The organism is Bacillus sp. NPDC077411 (assembly GCF_044543425.1).
In the GTDB taxonomy this organism is placed as follows: Bacteria; Bacillota; Bacilli; order Bacillales; family Bacillaceae_G; genus Bacillus_A; species Bacillus_A bruguierae.
The window spans coordinates 43,183-62,608 of sequence record NZ_JBITWA010000024.1 but is presented as its reverse complement, the minus strand read 5'-3'; the positions used below and the strand labels follow the sequence as shown (position 1 = coordinate 62,608).

Annotated in this window: 22 protein-coding genes and 3 pseudogenes; 8 read left to right on the top strand and 17 right to left on the bottom strand. The window is 34.7% G+C overall.

Features of this window, described 5'->3' with window-relative positions; translation table 11 throughout:
• Nucleotides 1-303 precede the first annotated feature (303 nt).
• From ACIGHG_RS25715 to ACIGHG_RS22010, 4 genes and pseudogenes are all read left to right on the top strand, one after another.
• Nucleotides 304-1,560, top strand: a complete 1,257-nt coding sequence (locus ACIGHG_RS25715; protein WP_483861799.1) for an alpha-helical endospore appendage domain-containing protein — start codon at nt 304-306, stop codon at nt 1,558-1,560.
• 711 nt (nt 1,561-2,271) lie between these two features.
• A pseudogene (locus ACIGHG_RS22020) lies at nt 2,272-2,799 on the top strand (helix-turn-helix domain-containing protein); the annotation flags it as partial.
• Between the two features lie 123 nt (nt 2,800-2,922).
• Nucleotides 2,923-3,477, top strand: coding sequence for a hypothetical protein (locus ACIGHG_RS22015; protein WP_396550576.1), 555 nt, complete (start codon nt 2,923-2,925; stop codon nt 3,475-3,477).
• Nucleotides 3,478-3,533: 56 nt separating this feature from the next.
• The gene (locus ACIGHG_RS22010; RefSeq protein ID WP_396550574.1) at nt 3,534-3,743 is read left to right on the top strand and encodes a hypothetical protein; all 210 of its coding nucleotides are present in this window, start codon (nt 3,534-3,536) and stop codon (nt 3,741-3,743) included.
• Nucleotides 3,744-3,800: 57 nt separating this feature from the next.
• Here the strand turns inward: ACIGHG_RS22010 and ACIGHG_RS22005 are convergent, their stop codons facing one another.
• From ACIGHG_RS22005 to ACIGHG_RS21980, 6 genes are all read right to left on the bottom strand, one after another.
• Nucleotides 3,801-5,531: a right-handed parallel beta-helix repeat-containing protein gene (locus ACIGHG_RS22005; RefSeq protein WP_396550573.1), complete on the bottom strand. Its 1,731-nt coding sequence runs from the start codon at nt 5,529-5,531 to the stop codon at nt 3,801-3,803.
• Nucleotides 5,532-5,694: 163 nt separating this feature from the next.
• Nucleotides 5,695-6,741 carry a GH25 family lysozyme gene (locus ACIGHG_RS22000; RefSeq protein WP_336472379.1) on the bottom strand — a complete coding sequence of 349 codons (1,047 nt, stop codon included), beginning with the start codon at nt 6,739-6,741 and terminating at the stop codon, nt 5,695-5,697.
• Complete coding sequence (locus ACIGHG_RS21995; RefSeq protein WP_336472378.1) at nt 6,741-7,151, bottom strand: phage holin family protein; 411 nt, start codon at nt 7,149-7,151, stop codon at nt 6,741-6,743. The genes ACIGHG_RS22000 and ACIGHG_RS21995 overlap by 1 nt, the downstream gene beginning before the upstream one ends.
• Nucleotides 7,152-7,217: 66 nt before the next feature.
• The gene (locus ACIGHG_RS21990) at nt 7,218-8,453 is read right to left on the bottom strand and encodes a hypothetical protein (RefSeq protein ID WP_336472377.1); all 1,236 of its coding nucleotides are present in this window, start codon (nt 8,451-8,453) and stop codon (nt 7,218-7,220) included.
• 107 nt (nt 8,454-8,560) lie between these two features.
• Complete coding sequence (locus tag ACIGHG_RS21985) at nt 8,561-8,809, bottom strand: hypothetical protein (RefSeq protein ID WP_396550570.1); 249 nt, start codon at nt 8,807-8,809, stop codon at nt 8,561-8,563.
• A 370-nt stretch (nt 8,810-9,179) separates the two neighbouring features.
• The gene (locus tag ACIGHG_RS21980) at nt 9,180-10,052 is read right to left on the bottom strand and encodes a M23 family metallopeptidase (RefSeq protein WP_396550568.1); all 873 of its coding nucleotides are present in this window, start codon (nt 10,050-10,052) and stop codon (nt 9,180-9,182) included.
• A gap of 413 nt (nt 10,053-10,465) precedes the next feature.
• Between ACIGHG_RS21980 and ACIGHG_RS21975 the strand changes: the two are divergent.
• Nucleotides 10,466-10,603: pseudogene (locus ACIGHG_RS21975) on the top strand (IS3 family transposase); the annotation flags it as partial.
• A 54-nt stretch (nt 10,604-10,657) separates the two neighbouring features.
• Here the strand turns inward: ACIGHG_RS21975 and ACIGHG_RS21970 are convergent.
• From ACIGHG_RS21970 to ACIGHG_RS21920, 11 genes are all read right to left on the bottom strand, one after another.
• Nucleotides 10,658-11,719: a GH25 family lysozyme gene (locus ACIGHG_RS21970; RefSeq protein ID WP_396550566.1), complete on the bottom strand. Its 1,062-nt coding sequence runs from the start codon at nt 11,717-11,719 to the stop codon at nt 10,658-10,660.
• A gap of 263 nt (nt 11,720-11,982) precedes the next feature.
• Nucleotides 11,983-12,999 carry a lysozyme family protein gene (locus ACIGHG_RS21965; protein WP_396550564.1) on the bottom strand — a complete coding sequence of 339 codons (1,017 nt, stop codon included), beginning with the start codon at nt 12,997-12,999 and terminating at the stop codon, nt 11,983-11,985.
• A 237-nt stretch (nt 13,000-13,236) separates the two neighbouring features.
• Nucleotides 13,237-13,623: a hypothetical protein gene (locus ACIGHG_RS21960; protein WP_396550579.1), complete on the bottom strand. Its 387-nt coding sequence runs from the start codon at nt 13,621-13,623 to the stop codon at nt 13,237-13,239.
• Between the two features lie 12 nt (nt 13,624-13,635).
• A complete protein-coding gene (locus ACIGHG_RS21955; protein WP_396550562.1) occupies nt 13,636-13,797 on the bottom strand; it encodes a hypothetical protein in 162 nt (53 codons plus the stop codon).
• A gap of 78 nt (nt 13,798-13,875) precedes the next feature.
• Entirely contained in the window at nt 13,876-14,013 is a 138-nt protein-coding gene (locus ACIGHG_RS21950) for a hypothetical protein (RefSeq protein ID WP_396550560.1), read from the bottom strand.
• Between the two features lie 180 nt (nt 14,014-14,193).
• Entirely contained in the window at nt 14,194-14,502 is a 309-nt protein-coding gene (locus ACIGHG_RS21945) for a hypothetical protein (protein WP_336473279.1), read from the bottom strand.
• Nucleotides 14,503-14,513: 11 nt separating this feature from the next.
• Nucleotides 14,514-15,410: a DnaD domain-containing protein gene (locus ACIGHG_RS21940; RefSeq protein WP_336473278.1), complete on the bottom strand. Its 897-nt coding sequence runs from the start codon at nt 15,408-15,410 to the stop codon at nt 14,514-14,516.
• A 93-nt stretch (nt 15,411-15,503) separates the two neighbouring features.
• Nucleotides 15,504-15,821 (bottom strand): hypothetical protein, encoded by a 318-nt coding sequence (locus ACIGHG_RS21935; protein ID WP_336473277.1) that lies wholly within the window; start codon nt 15,819-15,821, stop codon nt 15,504-15,506.
• Between the two features lie 152 nt (nt 15,822-15,973).
• A complete protein-coding gene (locus ACIGHG_RS21930; protein WP_336473276.1) occupies nt 15,974-16,240 on the bottom strand; it encodes a group-specific protein in 267 nt (88 codons plus the stop codon).
• 19 nt (nt 16,241-16,259) lie between these two features.
• The gene (locus ACIGHG_RS21925) at nt 16,260-16,961 is read right to left on the bottom strand and encodes a Rha family transcriptional regulator (protein WP_396550557.1); all 702 of its coding nucleotides are present in this window, start codon (nt 16,959-16,961) and stop codon (nt 16,260-16,262) included.
• A complete protein-coding gene (locus ACIGHG_RS21920; RefSeq protein ID WP_396550555.1) occupies nt 16,946-17,179 on the bottom strand; it encodes a helix-turn-helix domain-containing protein in 234 nt (77 codons plus the stop codon). The genes ACIGHG_RS21925 and ACIGHG_RS21920 overlap by 16 nt, the downstream gene beginning before the upstream one ends.
• A gap of 167 nt (nt 17,180-17,346) precedes the next feature.
• Between ACIGHG_RS21920 and ACIGHG_RS21915 the strand changes: the two genes are divergently transcribed.
• The 3 genes and pseudogenes from ACIGHG_RS21915 to ACIGHG_RS21905 all read left to right on the top strand — a co-directional run bounded on the left by ACIGHG_RS21915 (nt 17,347) and on the right by ACIGHG_RS21905 (nt 19,385).
• The gene (locus tag ACIGHG_RS21915; RefSeq protein WP_336473273.1) at nt 17,347-17,775 is read left to right on the top strand and encodes a helix-turn-helix domain-containing protein; all 429 of its coding nucleotides are present in this window, start codon (nt 17,347-17,349) and stop codon (nt 17,773-17,775) included.
• Nucleotides 17,776-17,797: 22 nt separating this feature from the next.
• Nucleotides 17,798-18,226 carry an ImmA/IrrE family metallo-endopeptidase gene (locus ACIGHG_RS21910; protein ID WP_336473272.1) on the top strand — a complete coding sequence of 143 codons (429 nt, stop codon included), beginning with the start codon at nt 17,798-17,800 and terminating at the stop codon, nt 18,224-18,226.
• 57 nt (nt 18,227-18,283) lie between these two features.
• Nucleotides 18,284-19,385: pseudogene (locus tag ACIGHG_RS21905) on the top strand (tyrosine-type recombinase/integrase).
• Nucleotides 19,386-19,426 lie beyond the last annotated feature (41 nt).

Here is a 19,426-nt window from a genome sequence, read left to right as displayed (position 1 = left end):
AAAAGTACATACAAAGAACATATGTAGGCGATCACCTACCGAAAATTCATCCCCCACCTACTCGCTGGGCTACGCCCTTCTCGCTCCTTGAGGAAGGAGACTTCTTTTCGGGAAATATGTTAAAAATGATTGACCTTATAACATCTCCCCTCTTTTACACCAAAATAGACTCCTACTTCAGGGTATTTATCCGTTACCGACATTCGCCTGTCTGAATTAACTAATAATGTAAAAATAAAAACAAGGGAGACCCATGTATGGAATCAGGTGATTCGACGGTTTCCTAGAAAGGATGCATATATATTGTCTTTTCCAAACATCCCCAATATTACTCCCACTATTTCTGTTACGACTGCACAGACAATCCCGTTACTTTTAAGTTCTATTGCCCTAGAAGAATTAGCTTTGGCTCACATTATTAATGCTGAGGCAGAGAAGCTTCAATTTGTTCTAGGGACATTAGACACAGGAACCGCATTTTCTCCTCCAGTGGTTACGATATCCAATCTTCTTGCTATCGATTCCAGTGTACAAAGAACTCTTCGTGACGTCATCAAGAAGGAAATGTTACTCGAGTTCAAATTTGAAAATGTTCTAGATCTATTAGCGACTATTGCTCCTCCATCCATAACTATTACCTTGAATGCTGATCCAACTACGATATGTGCTTCTCCAGCGGGGCCAGCGCCAGTGCTTACTACCTCGACTCTTACTGGTCAAGTGTTGGTGAATGGAAGTCCTCCTCCAGCAGGTACACCAGTTTCCTTTACAGTAGATAATCCTTCTCTTGGTACTATAGCTCCTAATCCTGCTTTTACAGATGCTTTTGGCAACTTTACTGCTACTTTCACAGCTATCGATGGAACTGGATCAGTAATGATTGCCGCTACTGCTTTGGGAGAAATCAGTAATCCCGTCACAATTACCATTGTTGACTGTAGCCAACTTGTCTTTAGTTTATCTGTTGATCCTAACCCTGTATGCTCTTCTGGAACAGGACCGAATATTGTAAATATTTCTGGTTCAGTGTTTACTGCAGGTGTCCCCGTTTCCGGTATTCCTGTTGTATTTTCAGTAGATAATCCTTCTCTTGGTACTGTAGCCCCTAATCCTGCTTTTACAGATACTTCGGGTGAATATACCGCTACTTTTACAGCCATTGACGGAACTGGATCAGTAGATCTTACTGCTACAGTTTTAGGATTACCTCTTACTATCACTATTAGCATTGTTGACTGTAGCGTTCCTAGTAGCGCTAGTCTTACAGCTGATGCTTTTATAATATGTTCTTCTGGAACAGGACCGAATACTACAACTGTTTCTGGTAACTTGTTAGTTGATGGAGGCATCGCTGTTGCCGGTATTCCTGTTGTATTTTCAGTTGATGATCCTCTTCTTGGTTCTGTATCTCCTGTTAATACTACTACTGATGCTTCAGGAAACTTTTCCACTACTTTCACAGCCATTAACGGAACTGGGACAGTAGGGGTTACTGCTACATTTCCTACCGTAGAAGGACCGTCCCTTGGCATCTCTATTACCATTATTGATTGCCCGTAACTATTATTTTATTTACTGCCGAATATGCAGTAAATGATTCCATAAAAGAGTCTAATACTACTCCATCCAGTCTTACACTGGTTGTTTATAAAAAACTTCCGATAACACTGATTATGTGAATGGAAAGTCCCTTCAACTTCTGAAGGGACTTTTAAAGGTTTTGCGATATTTTGGTTTTATGTTAGCGAAAAGGTGTTTTCATGTATCAAAAACAGTCCATATGTGACGATTAATAATAACCAGATCATGCGCTTACTCCTTATCACTTATTATCTTTTAGTCAATTCATATATTGTTAGTTTAGCCATTACGCTTCAATGTAGACATTCACTTTCCTTACATCCGTCTTACATTGTTGTAAGACGCTCATCCCTTATCTCCCCTTAACAACAAATAAGACACTGTACCAATAACGACAGCGCCTAAAATAGTAATTGCTATATACATCTTATAACCTCATTAAAACTTCATTTTATTCAATAAAAAGAGCACCCAATCAAACGGATGCTCTCAATGTGAAAGAGAGGCGCGTATTGAATAGGATAGCGGTTAGTTTGTCCTTGTTAAAGTGTGAAAAAACACTCTAAATAGATTCTTACTCATCTATCCCATAATACTTCATACTTATACCCCAATTGCTACTTTCATCAATTTGAACCTTTCCATCCTCATTTAACCTTTTCAAATGAAGAAACTCGTTGACCTGGGCATGTCGAAATGAAACGTAAATCCGATATGCTGCAAACTGCTAACGCTATTGTAACTCAACCTATTGTGGAAGAAGTGTCCAACAAGGTAGCTGCTGAAAAGTCCGAGAAGTGTCCGACCAATAAGACAAAACCTGTTTCCTTAAAACAAAATATAAAAGATATAAACAAACGTAATAGTAATGAGGATAGTAATACTCCTGAAGAGAATATTAAACAAGCTGATTTTGTGCCTCATTGGGTACCAGAACGTTTTGTTTCTTTAACTAATTCTTTTTATTATGAATCAAAACCAATACAAGAACTGTGGAAGGTTGTAAGACAGTGTAATAGAGTTGTTAACTACACAACAGGTGCTACAGCATTCAGCAAAGACCAGGAGCTTGCAATCGGCTTACAAGCTATTAAAGAGTTTGTTATGAAAGTGAAAGCTGGAGTAAAGATGGAGAATGTTATGTTCGCATATTTCAACGGTATTGTAAATAATTTAATGGACAAGTTCTATTTTGATAAAGAATTTATGGGAGCATAAAAAACCAAAATGCTAAACATTTGGAATTCAAAAAGTAAGGGGGAAATTCATATTATTTATTTGATTTATATTATGGTACAATATGTTAATTAATTACAATAATTTCTAAAAGGAGAATGCATAATGAAAGCAACGAAACTCGTATCATTAGCAATACCTGTTCTATTATTAGGAGGTTGTGGGGTAGGAGATAAAGATTCTATCCCTAAGACTGAGGAAACTAGTAAAGCAATGTCGAAAACAGTAATATCTGAAAAACAGTATCCGTATTATATTTGTGAGCAACTGGTAGAGTTTCAATTCAAGAAGGATGAAATATTGTTAAAACTAGGAGAAGCTTCAAAAGATAATAAGAAATATAAAGATGTATTTAAAACAGCAAACGATATGGATGAAGCCTTAGACCGTATGGAGAACATAATAGTACCTGATAAATACAAAGACATTCATAAACTCGTACAAGAAGGGATAACAGATGCAAGAAAAGGAACAAAGTTAATAAAAGACGCTGATAAAGACGATGGACTGAAGATTCAAGAAGCTGTATTAAAAAGTTCTCCACATATGTCAGGTGTAGATGGAGAACAGTGGAGAGAAGCAATTTATAAGTTAAATCAGGAAACCAAAGATGCCTACGCCAAAGCACTTGATAAGAAAATGGAAGAACGTACAAAGTAATAGAGTAACTTGTAATTATACATACAATCATTCAACTAATAAGGGGTAATAGAAATATGAAAGCAAAGAAACTTGTAACGTTAGCACTTCCAATCATGTTAATTAGTGGGGTAGGTTGTTCTAAAGACAATGCAGAAAAAAAGAAGACTGATAGTTTACAAGTAGCAGTAGATTATAAAACTCCTATACTTGACTTAAGTAAAGCGTTAGAAAGTAAATTATCTACAGAAGAATTAAAAGAGTTACTTATGAATGCTAAAGTTTAATACATAGTAAAAAAGCCGACTCAATAAGAGCCGGTTTTTTTCCATCTCGTCCTCTACTTATACAGGGCTAGAAACTAAAGTACCATTATTGTCAATGGTTACTTTTCTTTTTACACCATTCGTATCATAAGCGAAGAAACCAACAAATCCTGCAGATGAGGATACTAAAACACAACCTGTTTTCCCTTCCACATCATTATTAAATACTTGTACATTAGAACATGTAGGAGTAACTTCAATCCCATATTTATTTTTATTTTCGGTAGTTGACATCCTCACTCTATTATCACGAATGTACCCTTCTTTAGAAGCACTACCAATTAAAATAGCACTACGTTGATTGTCAGCTTCAAGCGAAGTATTGCGAATGTTATTCTTATCAATAAAGAATCTTGTAATAGATTGGAGGAAGATTCCTACACGACCTGAGTTAATCATAATATTATTAGAAATATCAACATCCTCTAAAAAATCAGTGTTATCTGAAGAAGTTAATGCTGTATTATAGATGAATTCATTTCGTGAATCTTCAAAAGAATTATATTTAATTTCTAACTTTCTACATTGTTTGAAAAAAATATGTCTAAATGATTTCTTGAATGTATTGCCTCTAATTTTACATCTGTCAACATACGAAAGTACGATAGTAGCAAAATCTTCGGGTGAATTCCTCTCTTTAAATTCATTATCAATAATTTTAACGCTATCAAAGAAAGCTGCTTTCTTATCATTTTGCCATCCAACAATATAGATATCCTCTCGTCTTGTTCCTGAGAATGTATTTTCTTTTACAACAAAGTTATAACCTGATTCTGGCATTCCTGTGTCATTACCTTCGCGGTCTTTTTGCCCCTCACCAGGACTTCCATCAGGATTCGAATGTGCTATAGCTCTCTCACAATTTAAGAATGTATTTCCTTGTATAGTCATATCGCCAAATTTCAAAGCACGAACACCTGCATAAGTTGCATTCTCAAATGTATTATTGATAACTTTAATATTTCTATTGAAAAGGAACATTACAGAAGAATGATTTCCTATTCCCGTAGCTATCGGATTCATCCCTTTCGTATCACTACTACCAAAATAACAGTCACGAATAGTTATATTATCACAAGGTTCTCCATCCCATGCTCCAAAATCAGAAAATCCTAACTTAGTATGGTTAGAGATTTGAATAGATTCTGCATACCCTCTTGATTTATCCGTGGTTGCATCTTTGTATCCTAAAAACTTACATCTCTCAATTACAACATTACGACAAGCGTTAATATCCATCATATGAGCATTAATAACATCTTTGAAAGTAATATCTCTAAACGTTAGATTTTCCCCCCGAGCCCATCCTGTCATGTTAAATCCTTGGGGAAACTCAAGGACATTACCATCAAACGTTCCACCTTCAATACTTATGTTGCCGTTACCATTATAACCTTCAAACAAATTTCCTGAATTTCCATTTTTCACAATACCTCCTGGATGCCCTCTTAATAAAATCGCATTTTTCCCTAGACGTATTTTCGTATTTTTGTAAACAGTTAAATATTTTGTTATACGATAAATACCTGAAGGAATAAAAATATCAACTCCTCCTTCATGTAATGCAATATCTAATGCTTTTTGTATAGCTTCGGTTGTTAATGTACCTTGTGTTCCGTCTGCTTTTGCACCATACATTCTTACATCAACATAAGGAAAAGTTGAGTCCTCAGTTTTCACATTAGTTTCCATTTCAATATTCTCGTTACCTAAGGATTTATTTGAATTATTATCTATTTGATGAATCATGTTATCTCTCCTTTTTATAGAAACAGTTAAAGTTATATAATATTACATTGTTATATACTTATATTACTAGCCGTAATATAAAAGATTTCCCCTCACTACGTGATTTTAAAAACAAAAATACAGAAAAAATAAAAAATCCGACTCATAAGAGCCGGCTCTCGTCTTATCTAAGCCAATTTACATAAGATTCATCAAAATACATCCAACCTTCAACACCTTCACCTGCGACATAAATCCAGTCAACATATCGATAATGTACTTCATAAGCAGAACGTTTTGTAATTTTATTGATGACAACATCGCCAGTACTTGCACCTTTACGTAAGTTAATATCCACACCATTTACCCAAACGACACCTTGTGATTTGCCATCCTTATTAATTTTAGCTACATCATCACGAATCCAGTTACCTTCTGCGATTTTATACCAAAAATGAGATCCGTCATGATGCCATGCTAAGTATACATGATTACTACCCTTTAATACTTGTCGCTTAATTACTCCGTCAGTAGATGGATTTTCCCGTACATTTGCAACATCTGCTGTTACAGTGATACCGCCAAGGTTGTTATCTTGCCAATCTGGTGGAAGAACAACATTTTCTTCTGGAAGGTTGTTTTTCTTACTAATAAACCAAGATAAAGGCTTGTCCCCATTTAAGTAATTTAAGTCTACCTTTCCGATACCATCAAGCCATCCGCCTGTTTCACCGTCTGCATATTGCCAAATGTCACAAGCATATTTTGGTGGATTTGTACTGTATCGTGGAATCCATAAGAAATCTGCTTTTACGCTTTGTAAATTGTAAAGAGGATACAATTCATGAGATACATAGAACCCTACTTTCCAACCAGCCACTTTTAAAGTGTCAATAAATGCTTGAGAAGCCGCTGCTAAATTTGCACCACCACATGCAGCTAATGTATCTTTCTCACAATCTAACACTAGGAATTTGGCATTTGGATTTACACGCGCTAAAAAGTCTTTTGCTTCCACAATTGCATCATTTACAGACACATAGCAACCATAAGCATATGCAGCATGTGGAATGCCATATGATTCTAATGCCTCCACATATTCGTTGTATTTAATATCTTTCTTACTTGAACCATATTGCACACGACAAATAGCTAAATCTAATTGTGGTGCTAATACATCCCAATCTGGATTTTCGTTGTGGTATGAAATATCAATAATACGTTTAGTCATTATTTATTCTCTCCTTTGTTTTTGTTATTTAAAATCTCAACAGCGTTTGTTAGTGCTGCTGGTAACTTAATACCCATACGACCTGCATTTTCTAAGATTGATAACAATTCATTTCCTGCAAAGAAAAAAATAGTTGCCTCACGAATTGCACTGTTACTTCCAAACATGGCATCTACTTGAGCAGCAGCTCCGACCAATAAAAAAAGCACTACCTTTTTGGCAATGCCTCGAAATCCGATTTTACTTTTTAACTCCCCGTTATATCCTGCAGCAATCATTCCAGTAATATAGTCAATTGCAGCCATCGTAATTAGAATTTTCAGCGACACATCCCACCCCCCTAAAAAATAACCGCAAAAGCCACCGAAGGCAGCTATAAATGATTTAGTTAATACATCGATACGATCCAATTGTTTGCATCTCCTTTCAAAATAAAAAGAGAGACGATTTGTCCCTCTTTGCTTAAAAACAATTCCTCACTCCACATTAAAAAATATACCATCTAAAGCAGTGAATGGTTTTGTTGTTGTTGATGTGGTAGTAACTAAAATCACATCCCCATTCGTTTTTATTTCAATTCTATTTCGCTTGTCTGCTCCACCAGAAGCTTGGGTATTGTGAAACTTATTACGTTTAGGAGCATATGGAAAAGGCAATTTAAACAATACTAAATTAGGATCTTGACTTGTATAAGAATGGGTACATACTCCTTCGAAATATACAATTCCATTACTATCTTTTCCGTACCTTACAGAAACGTCAACACCATAGTTAGTTACGCCTGGTTCTAGAGTTGCATCAATCCATTTAATTGAATTAGAAACCGAAATTTCTGTATTCAAAGAAGTGTTAATTTTTTCGAACTCCAGTAATCCACATAACGAGAAATACATTTTACTACCAATAATATGACATACAACAGGGACGAAGCTGCCATTGTATTCATAGAATGTCACACCTTCGTTTTCATACCTAAAATTATTAATGTCTATATTTTGGTTATCAAATCTTCTAACTAACGCTCCTAACTCTTTTTTGTTAAGTTCAATAGTACTTAATATAGTGTTATTAAAATCAATAACCGTTAAGACAGGGTATGTTTTCCCACGTCCTAATACAATTTTATCGTCAATAATTGTAAGACCTTGTGTTTTTTCACCATTAGCGATAACGTTGCTAAAAAAGATGGTTTTAATTAAAATGGGTTCACTATTTACAACAGATTTAAAATCATAAATATACACACCCTCTGTTCGATCTGCACTACCAAAAGAAGTAACTAAATACTTATTATCTTTATCTTTCCCTAGTTTTGAACCTCCTAAAACAGGAATATTATCTCCTAATACTCCATCATCGTAATTAAAGATGGCTAGATTCTTATCATAAGTAGTCCGAACTAGGAAACATAACTTGTTGTTAATATCATAATAGAATGGTAATCCTTCTTGAAAAGCACCCTTTGATTTTGCGAATGACTTTGTGTCTATCAAATCACAATTTGGCAGGGAATATCTACTGATTTTAACATCTGTTCCACCGTTTATCTGCCGGGATATATACAACTCATTTTTTTCCTGATTTATAGCGAATCCTTGAGGAAAATCTAACTGGCCATCAAGCAAGATATTAGTAGAATACAAAACTTTTTGATGCTCTAAGAAATTCTCGAATTTTTTATTTAAAATATTTGATAATGATTCCAATGGCATAATGCCACCTCCCATAATAGTTTCGGTTCTAATACTGTTGATTTTTTTCTAACTCAAATCGGCTATCGATTTATTAACTAATTTCATATATTCCTCACCTATAGTTCTCATCTCCTTTCGTAGAGTAGAAAACTGAAACAGATTTCTTTGGAGATGGCTTTGCCATCTCTTTTCTGTTCCAGCTTCCCCTCATCAAACCGTACGTGAGGTTTTCCCTCATACGGCTTTCCGATGTTCTTCTTTCTTTGGCTTTCAACTACTTTCTCAACATACCGTCCTCCGTACCCCGAGGGATTCCTCGATGCTGCGCTTCCATGGTCTTCACATCTTCCATGGTCTTCACCTATATTCTCCAAGCTCGACTTCCCCTTGTCCTATTCCTAGTTTGTTTTTGACGAGGCGGCAAGGTTCACTTTATATTACGGTCTGCTGATTCGCTCGCACTTCTATTAGAAGTTACTTTGTCACAGGGCTTCAACCTTAGGATTTCTCCACCAGTTGCCTGTCAGCTACTAGGCGACTTGGTTCTTACCTAGACTGGACTTTCATCAGTAAGCAGTGCCCAGCTTAGCTGGGCACGCATAATAAAAAGCACTCCCTAAGAATTACGGTAAAATTAAAAAAGGCATGAGTCCTTTACAATATCGGACCCATGCCCAAGAAGCTGCCTAATGTAATAAACTGTCTAACTTTTGGGCGTCACTTCAATAAGAGCCGTCTCTTTTATTATCGAATCCAACGGATAATTTTTTCGTCAAATTCTACCCAACCTTTATCTTTAATGTAAATCCAATTGTTATCTCTAAACTCAATTTCCCACTGACCAACACCTACACGATCACGTATGCCACTATTATAATTAGCATGATGGTAACACTCTAATCCATTCCATTCATTCCAAATGACACCTTTACTTTTACCGTCTTTTTCGATACGCATTGCTGTTTCCGGAACCCAATTGTCATTTGCAATTTTAAACCAAAATCTTTTTCCATCCCATGCGCACGCTAAATAAACATGACCACTGCCAAGAGGAATCTTTCCTACTACTTCCGCAAACTCACTTGGCTCTTTATATACCCAAGATTGGCGTTGCATACATTGCAGCCATCCTAAGTTATTAGTTAGCCAATCAGACGGTAACGAGATATTCTGACGTGTATCTACATCCGTAGGATCAGTGTTGCCACCGTCCCCTTTCCCCAAATAGTCTAACGGGTTCACAGCATTACTCTTATTAATATCCCAGCGCCCTTTATGCAATTCAAAGTGTAAGTGTTGGCCACTAGACTGCCCCGTGTTCCCCATAACTCCAATTGTTTGTCCTTGTGTAACATAATCGCCTTCTTTAACCGTTCGAGAACCACTACGCATATGAGCGTATACAGTTTCCCATATAACTCCATCTATAGTATGCACAATCATAATACATTCACCATAACTGGATGAAGGATAAGAACGACTGACTTTCCCACTAGCCGCTGCATAAATCGGATGATCACCCGCTTCAGCAAGGTCTACCCCATGATGATCTGGTCTGTCACCTCTAAAACCGCTTGTTACTCTCGTTGTATCTGTTGGATAAATAAATTTTGCCATATTAATCTTCCTTTCTATTTTTACACAATATAAAAAAGGTACTTACATGAGCACCTTCGTTCACTGTCTATATTTATTATTTTTTGGATATATTATAGTTTTTCAAATTTTAAGATGAACAGAACGAAAAGCTCTCTGTCGTTACCTAACATCAAAATGTTCTTCTTTTAACCATGTACTGTTTCCAATATATAACACAGGTTGTTCATATCAAGCTGCACTTAAAATAAAATACTGTGTTTTATCATTAATTACGTTATCCGTAAAATATCCACCTTGTGCTTGGCTATATAGAATAACACACCAGCCAATTGGATATTTAGATATAGCAATTCCACGACCTATTGATTGCAGAGGTTTTTCAGAAGGATCAATTTAGAAACTAGTATCCTATTATATTCCACTTTATCTTAAAAAAATTTGAAAGTTTGGAGCATTTTAAACTAAAATTAAAGAATAATATCCATTATTATAATCACAAAAGAATTACGGTAAAATTAAAAGGCATGAGTCCTTTACAATACCGGACCCATGCCCAAGAAGCTGCCTAATGTAATAAACTGTCTAACTTTTAGGTGTCACTTCAATAAGAGCCGTCTCTTTTATTATCGAATCCAACGGATGATTTTTTCGTCAAATTCTACCCAACCTTTATCTTTAATGTAAATCCAATTGTTATCTCTAAACTCAATTTCCCACTGACCAACACCTACACGATCACGTATGCCACTATTATAATTAGCATGATGGTAACACTCTAATCCATTCCATTCATTCCAAATGACACCTTTACTTTTACCGTCTTTTTCGATACGCATTGCTGTTTCCGGAACCCAATTGTCATTTGCAATTTTAAACCAAAATCTTTTTCCATCCCATGCGTTCGCTAAATAAACATGACCACTGCCAAGAGGAATCTTTCCTACTACTTCCGCAAACTCATTTGGCTCTTTATATACCCAAGATTGGCGTTGCATACATTGCAGCCAACCTAAGTTATTGGTTAGCCAATCAGACGGTAACGAGACGTTCTTTCGAGTATCTACATCTGTAGGATCGGGCTCTTTAGGATTAGAACCATTTCCTATGAACCATTCAATAGATTTATTTCCAACTAAGTAGTTTAAATCTACATTACCAGAATTACCAGTTATGCCTGCAACGCTACCTCTATCAGTATATTGCCAAATATCACAGCTATAAGCAGGTTTACTTCCACCATAACGAGGAATCCATAGAAAATCTGCACTTACACTATTTAATCCATAACTTGTATACATGTGATGTGATACATATAATCCAACTTTCCAGCCTGCTGCTCGGCAAGTATCAATGAAAGCCTGAGACGCTTTTGCCAAGTTAGTTGGCCCGCAACTAGCAAGTGTATCATCTTCTACATCCAATACAAGAAACTTTGCATCCTTGTCAGCACGGTTCATAAAATCATTTGCTTCTACAATAGCATCCTGAACGCTTGTATAACATCCATAAGCATAATGACCAAATGGAACTCCATATGCTTTACAACCTTGTACATATTCCTTGTATTTTGAATCAATTTTATTAGATCCATATTGTACACGAATAATTGCAAGCTCCAACTCTTTACTCGCTTCTGCCCAATTAATAGTTCCATTATAATAAGATATATCTGCTATTTTCTTCATTCTTACATACTCCTTTTTTAATTACTGCAAGAAATTTTCCCTTTCTGCTAATAAGTTTATCTTTGAATGAATTTACAAAAACCGCTAAAGAAATACGCTAAAACTTCTCCTTTTCTCTATAGTTAACACCTCAGGAAGAAACCCACTTCGTATTTATCAACATAAAAGTTGTATATTAAGATACCTTCTATAACAAAGCTATTTTTAAGTTCATTATTGATGTAAAAATAAAGAAGAACCGGCTCATAAGAGCCCGCTCCTTTTTATCGAATCCAACGGATGATTTTTTCGTCAAATTCTACCCAACCTTTATCTTTAATGTAAATCCAATTGTTATCTCTAAATTCAATTTCCCACTGACCAACACCTACACGATCACGTATGCCACTATTATAATTAGCATGATGGTAACACTCTAATCCATTCCATTCATTCCAAATGACACCTTTACTTTTACCGTCTTTTTCGATACGCATTGCTGTTTCCGGAACCCAATTGTCATTTGCAATTTTAAACCAAAATCTTTTTCCATCCCATGCGCACGCTAAATAAACATGACCACTGTCAAGAGGAATCTTTCCTACTACTTCCGCAAACTCATTTGGCTCTTTATATACCCAAGATTGGCGTTGCATACATTGCAACCAACCTAAGTTATTGGTTAGCCAATCAGACGGTAACGAGATATTCTGACGTGTATCTACATCTGTAGGATCAGTTCCTCCATTAAAATCCACATATTGTTTAACAATTTCAGCGTAGAAAAAATTCCCACCATTTTTATATCGATAGCCACCATTATATGCCACAGCGATAGGGTGACTATATCGAACCATAGCGCCAGTGTTATTTCCAAGAGATGGTGCAACAACAGTTTTAGAATACTGTTCTGCCACCTGTAGTGAATGCTGTTTACTGTTAGAAGCTAACCAACGGATGTAAGCACGTCCAAAATTATATGCTTGAACAATAGCACTTAAATCATTAATACCGTACTTCTTTGCATCTGCAAAAGCTCCTTTTAAATGCATTACTCCGTAATAAATTGACTCCTTAGGGTTGTCAATTGAATTCATAGGCCTTCCTTGTGATTCGCTTGACTGCATAATATCGGGGGTCTTTTCGGAATCCCCATCACTTTCCACCATAATAATTCCAAGCACATAAGGCACTAACTCAGATACAGCTTGTGCAGTACATTCATTTTCTACCATTGTCTGCCATCGTAGAACCTGTTGCGGCAGATTAACTGTTTTAGTTGAAGCAACTAATTTATTCATTACTAAACATCTCCTTACTTTCCCTATTATTTTCTGTCTAAAAAACCTACTACATTTACTAAGTACATCTAACTGCTAAATGCTCATTATTCTGTAAAATCAATTCATAATACTTTCTTTCATAAGAAAAAGAGCAACCATAAAATAGTTGCCCTTTCGTCAAAACCTTATATTACTACTATAAATCATTTTTTCAATGGTTTCTGTACACCACATGTAACCTACATAAAGGTAACATTAAAATTCATCTAGAAACTTGACAATCTTTCTTATTTCAGCATGCTTACGTCGGATATAGCCTGTACTATAATGCAAATCAAAAGCTATTTGTTCTAAAGTCATTCTGTCCACATATTTCATTTTTAGTATTCGATTTTCTAATCCTGTAAACCTACTAATCAAATACTTTAAATCATACATAGCATTCATCTTATGAGCTAATTCATATTCAATTGCTTCAAGATGTTCTTCTACTTTCGCACCGTCCGATTCAGCAGTTAAACGCACATCCCGTAAATCACCACTAATCCATCGTTTTAATTCAACTTTTGTTTTATCTAAGTTGTAGTCCAAATAAGCAATGTCTTCTTCTAATTTCTGATAGTCTTTCATCCAGTCAAACAAATGATGATTCACCTACTTTCTTCTATTTGCATTCTGTTTTTGTTCAATACCACGAACTTTTGTAACCATATTCACCATTAATTGAGCCTTCGCTATGCCAACGGACCCATACTTTATTATTGAGCGTATCTTTAATGTTTTTTCAACTTGTGTAATTTGTGGCCTATCCTCCATCTCACAAACAACTCAATACCCGATTGAGACTTTTGTAAAACCTTTACCTATTTGTAAATCCATTTTCTTTTCTCCTTCTTAATCTAACGCTTCAATTTCTTCTAAAGATCTATTAGAAATCTCTACACTACGAATTCGAAAATCATAATGTTTACGATATTTCTCACGTATTAAGAGCCGTACTTCTTTTTCATTTTCAACTTTACAAAACTCCAATTTAAAACCGTAATTTGTTCAGTCATGGCTATTACCTTCTAGGGATAATGTAATTGTTATTTGCTAATTTAAGATTGCTCCAATTACTGCGTTCATCCATAAATGGCTACTAACCTTTCGTTTTAAGAATGTAATTACTGTTATTAATTCTGCTGTAGAGAATACACTAAATTCTCCTAATCATTCTTGGTGGAATCTACCGCCACGTTTTTCTATTTTCATAGAAATGTCATTCTCTTTTACAAACTGTTCGGCTGCAGTTAAATTGAATTGCTGTACTTTATTTCTTCCAAACAGCTCAATCAGCTTTTTCATAACATCCTGCATTACATAAAAATCTACAACTTTTACACTTTTATCTATTTCATCACAACATTTTTGACAAAGTGTTTTTTCGCATCCTTCAATATACATGGAACGCATTTCGAAACTTTCTATTTTATCTCCGCAAATGTCACACCAATCTCCTACCTTAAATAGATCAAACATGTAAACATCTCCTAGGATTTATATTTTTGCAATACAGCTTCTAATCTTTTACGCTCTTCATCTATATTTGAATGAGTATTTTGTTGATGCTGTTCTCTTGAATCTTCATTTTCTTGTTGATGTAGCCATTCTGGTACCACTTCATTTCGTTGTGTGTATCCTGTACCAGATTTCTTTCTATTCTTACTAAGCTCAAACTGTGTATCTAATGCAGCAACATCATTTAATGTTTTTACTTTTTGCTTTTCCCAGTTACTAAGAATGGAACGTATATATCTCCACTTTGGTGCATTTTCATCGAGAGCTTTGTTTACTGCATGTACAATTAGTTCGCTTCCTAAAGTGTTACAAAACTCTCCTAATTCTGTAATCGCAATTTCGCTTAAAGGGATTCCTTTTCCTAGCAAAAAGTTGTAACTTATTTTAAATTCTTCATCAATCAATTTTTGAGTTGTGATGTCATTATCAACATGATGATGATTAGTATTTTGTATATCAGTACTTAGTTCTTTAGTACTTTGTATATTAGTATTTAGTAGCTGGCGATTTTCCACCGGTGGTTTTTCAGCCGGTGGAAAATCATCCACTGGCTTTTCCACTGGTTGGTTTTCATCCACTGGGATTTCGTAAATAACAGTCTCCCATCTAATGATTTTGTTTTTTTCATTCCTTATAGGGAATCGTTTAACATATCCATGTTCTTTTAATTCCTGCATCCCAGCTCTCAAACTGTTAATACCATCTTTCGCATGGCTAGCTAATTCTTCTCTATAAAACACCCAATCATCTGGAAGAGTAAGAATATATGCCAAAATACCTTTTGCTTTCCAAGAAAGCCTTTCATCTTTTAAACTGGTATTATTTATGACAGAATAATTATTATCCTTTTTAACTCGAAAAATCCCCATAATATCTACCTCTCACGTTTTCAAACCTTTAATTACTTGCTATAATAAATGCAGTTCTATTTATTTTAGGAACCCATTGCCGTGGGTTTCTTTTTATTCATTTAACACGTACTCAATGATATGGTCCGGTATATCGACCTCACGCATTCTATTTGCTACCATTTCTACACGGTCACGCTCTTCCTTTTTGAAGAACAGCTTTGCTAGTTGCTCATTACATTCTTTAGCTTTTTCTCCCCATTCCTCATACTCTTTACAAGCTTGATAGAATTCTTTTGTTTTACCTTCTGTATTTTTCTGCCTAGCAATGCAAGTTAACAAGAATTGATTCTTTATGTAGTTCTCCTTCTTGTTACGCAATGATTTTGCTAACTCTACATCTTCTGATAAAACTAAGCTTTCAATTTCCATTAGATTCACCTTCCTTTTTTTAATCAGAGCGTTTAAACATATAAATCTGTTCTCAATTAAACGACGTTGCTTTTTATTTGGTAACGTATAATGAGCTAGTAATCTAAGATAATCAGATACTTTTACATTGTTGTAATCGATTATTAACATAATTAATCCATCCTTTCTTCTGCCCACTCTATTAAAAACGCTTGAACCTGTTTTGCTGGAAAATACCATTTCTTACCCACTTTAAATTTTGGGAACCGCGGATCAAAGAAGAACTGATCTTGAATTGTATTCCACGACATACATACACGCTTTTTAAGTTCTTTGGTATCCCAAAACGTTAATTCAGCATCATATTCTTTAACCTTCTTTTGAATTTCTTCCACACATAATTCCTTCACAACACCCTCGTCTATTTGAACATTTAACATAATCGTTTCCCCCCGAGTTTCAAACTATTGGTCTCCAGCCATTTATAAAGTTCAAAGCTTCCTCAAAATCCTTCTTCAAAATGTCACGATAACTATTAACATTGAATGCATCTTTCAAATTACGCCCCAATAATTTGAATAGCTTGCGAGTAGAATCATGTATTTCTCTATCTACATGCTCGTTTTCCCATAAGAAGTAGATTCTTTTGGCTTTACTCTTCTCCAGAATACGTTGCTGACCGTAATCAATAGTTAATTGCGTTTCAATTTTTTCTTCTAAGGATGTAACTCTGTTGTTTAAATCCAGTGTCCCTGTTGCTAGCAGTTTAATTTGACTGTAAGTGTTTCCTAGCATTTCTTGCTCCCCTTGTATTTGCCTTTTCATTTTTTCAAATTGCATAACATATGTAGCAGTAAAAAGTATTCCCTTTTCACCGGTTAATTTATTTGCTACCAAGTCACAACCCTTACGAGTTAAGAGATACTTTTTGTAAGCTTTGTTATTACCCTCAGTGGTATAATTGTCCTCTACAAAAAAATTCTGAGAACGCATTTTTGCGTTTTCTAAAATTTTTATATAATTTTCAATACTTCTTAATAAATCCGTGTGACGTTTACCTATCATATTTGCAACTTCTCTACTATCAACTAACAATTTTCCACCCTGATTTATAACTCTTAATGAAAACTTCTCTTCCACTACAGCTAGTTGGTCGTACATTCCGACTCCTCCCCACTATATTTAACTTGTATTTCCGTCATTTTTGCCAATAAATTAAGGTCTAACTCCAAAACAGAAGCTAACCTTATAAAAGTTTTCAAACTAGGAGTATACCTGTCATTTTCAATATCAGAAAGGTAATTCCTAGATATAGAAGCTGATTTTGATACTTCAATTTGTCGCAACTTTTTATTTTGACGACTTTTTTTGACTATCATCTCCAGTGTTTCATGCTATTCCATCAGTTAATCACCGCCTTACAAAACTTATTGTAAGGTATTTCCGTCATATTGTAAATAGATTTTCTATTGTTTTTCCGTCATTTTTGCATTAAACTTTTCACAAAGGTCGATAATACCGACATTTCAGGAGGGAAACATGCCTTATGAGCATATCAATAAACATAAAAAAATATAGGAAAGAAAAGAAAATGACACAAAAAGCCTTAGCAGAAAAAGCTAATATTTCACGCTCGTATTTAGGTGATCTTGAAAGTGGAAGATACAATCCTAGTTTAGACACATTAAGAACAATCGCTTCCGCTTTAGATATTGATATTAATTTATTACTTACTGAAGATGGAGCTACTCAAACAAGTAACCTTACTTCAAAAGATGAAAAAGACATAGCAAAGAGAATGGAAGAAATAAAAAGAGATCTTCAAGGTGAAGATGGTTTAATGTTCTCTGGCGAACCTATGAGTCCGGAAGCTGTAGAATCGTTATTGGACGCAATGGAATACATCGTGAAACAAACTAAAGTAATCAATAAAAAATACGTTCCTAAGAAATATCGTAATACTAACGATAACTGATGCGGGCTTAGGAGGGAAAATATTGAAATTCGTCATAAGAGATCTAGTCAAACAACTTTGCAAAAAATACAACACGAATAACCCCTATGAGCTTGCAGATTACTTAAAGATTAATATACTAAACTGGGATCTACACGAGGAAATAAACGGATTTTACAAATATGAAAAAAGAAATCGTTTTATTGTTATTAATAATAATTTATCTCCATCCATGCAAAGAACGGTTTGTGCTCATGAATTAGGACATGCAATCCTACACACTCATGCAAACACACCTTTTCTGCGTAAGAACACATTTTTTTCTGTTGATAAATTAGAGATAGAAGCAAATACTTTTGCTGCGCTTTTGTTAATTGATGATACAACCATTAATCTGGGAGATACAAAAGCATGTATAGCATATAAAAATAATATCCCAGTGGAACTCTTAGAGTTTTATAAATTTTATTGAAGGAGAGGAAATAAAATGGCTAGTTTTCAAAAAGTAAGTAACGGCTGACAATATCGTATTAAATTCAAAGACCCTTATACTCAAGAGTTTAAAGAAAAAACTAAACGTGGATTCAAAACAAAAAAAGAAGCCCAAATTGCTGCGGCTGAAGAAGAAAAAAATATTGAATGGTTTAGAAGTTGAAAGCACCCCTACATCATTAAAGTATTACCTTCGTGACTAGTTAAAATTATTTAAAGAAAATACAGTTAGAAAAAACACTTTTATTCTACATGAGCGTAATATTGAAAAACATTTAATTCCTTATTTCAAGAACATCAACTTAAAAGAGATTAAACCTATGATGTATCAAAATTTCATCAATCACTTGACTGATAAAGGATATAGTAAACGTACAATAGAAATTATCCATGGTACAATGCATAACGCTATGAAAAAAGCTGTTAGTTTAAAAAAAATTGAATACAATCCTTATGAAGACATAGTAATTTCTAATAAAAACAATAAAGAAAAAGAAGGTCTCAAGTATATGCGAACTGAAGACATCCCTCTTTTTCTAAAAAATGCTTATCAATATAACTATATCTATTATATCTTTTTCAAAACTCTAATCAATACAGGCATGCGAAAAGGTGAAGCTGCAGCATTACAATGGAGTGATATTGATTTCAAAGAACAAACCATCAATATCACTAAAACCTTAGATTTTTCAGTTAAACAAGGTGAAAATCTTTTCGGAGATACCAAAACATTCACTTCTAGACGTACTATTATGATGCCTAAGCCACTAACTAACGATTTACTTAATCACAAGAAATGGAAAAACGAAAACAAACTTGTTTTACAAGAAGCATATGAACATGAGTTAAACTTAGTATTTACTAGAGTAGACGGTAGATTTTTACCAAAATCAACTTTATTCAATGCGTTTTCGCGAATCCTTAAGAAAGCAGACTTGCCAAAATTAGAAATTCATTCACTTCGACATACACATGCAGTTCTTCTATTAGAATCTGGTGCAAGTATGAAATACTTTCAAGAACGATTAGGACACAAAAATATAGAAATTACCTCGAATATTTATTCACATATTAGCGACAAAATTAATAAAGTTTCCATCGCTGAATTTGAAGCATATATGAATGATATCTTAGGATAAAAAAATTTTTTCGATTTTTTGTGGCTCTTTTTCTGCTCATA

Coding starts and splice junctions, on each gene's coding strand:
- ACIGHG_RS21920 (WP_396550555.1), bottom strand. CDS start 17,179: ATGATAGTCAAAAAAAGTCGTCAAAATAAAAAGTTGCGACAAATTGAA.
- ACIGHG_RS21970 (WP_396550566.1), bottom strand. CDS start 11,719: ATGAAGAAAATAGCAGATATATCTTATTATAATGGAACTATTAATTGG.
- ACIGHG_RS21930 (WP_336473276.1), bottom strand. CDS start 16,240: ATGTTAAATGTTCAAATAGACGAGGGTGTTGTGAAGGAATTATGTGTG.
- ACIGHG_RS22010 (WP_396550574.1), top strand. CDS start 3,534: ATGAAAGCAAAGAAACTTGTAACGTTAGCACTTCCAATCATGTTAATT.
- ACIGHG_RS21990 (WP_336472377.1), bottom strand. CDS start 8,453: ATGCCATTGGAATCATTATCAAATATTTTAAATAAAAAATTCGAGAAT.
- ACIGHG_RS21945 (WP_336473279.1), bottom strand. CDS start 14,502: ATGTTTGATCTATTTAAGGTAGGAGATTGGTGTGACATTTGCGGAGAT.
- ACIGHG_RS22000 (WP_336472379.1), bottom strand. CDS start 6,741: ATGACTAAACGTATTATTGATATTTCATACCACAACGAAAATCCAGAT.
- ACIGHG_RS21940 (WP_336473278.1), bottom strand. CDS start 15,410: ATGGGGATTTTTCGAGTTAAAAAGGATAATAATTATTCTGTCATAAAT.
- ACIGHG_RS21955 (WP_396550562.1), bottom strand. CDS start 13,797: ATGGAGGATAGGCCACAAATTACACAAGTTGAAAAAACATTAAAGATA.
- ACIGHG_RS21915 (WP_336473273.1), top strand. CDS start 17,347: ATGAGCATATCAATAAACATAAAAAAATATAGGAAAGAAAAGAAAATG.
- ACIGHG_RS21965 (WP_396550564.1), bottom strand. CDS start 12,999: ATGAATAAATTAGTTGCTTCAACTAAAACAGTTAATCTGCCGCAACAG.
- ACIGHG_RS21935 (WP_336473277.1), bottom strand. CDS start 15,821: ATGGAAATTGAAAGCTTAGTTTTATCAGAAGATGTAGAGTTAGCAAAA.
- ACIGHG_RS21925 (WP_396550557.1), bottom strand. CDS start 16,961: ATGTACGACCAACTAGCTGTAGTGGAAGAGAAGTTTTCATTAAGAGTT.
- ACIGHG_RS22005 (WP_396550573.1), bottom strand. CDS start 5,531: ATGATTCATCAAATAGATAATAATTCAAATAAATCCTTAGGTAACGAG.
- ACIGHG_RS21980 (WP_396550568.1), bottom strand. CDS start 10,052: ATGGCAAAATTTATTTATCCAACAGATACAACGAGAGTAACAAGCGGT.
- ACIGHG_RS22015 (WP_396550576.1), top strand. CDS start 2,923: ATGAAAGCAACGAAACTCGTATCATTAGCAATACCTGTTCTATTATTA.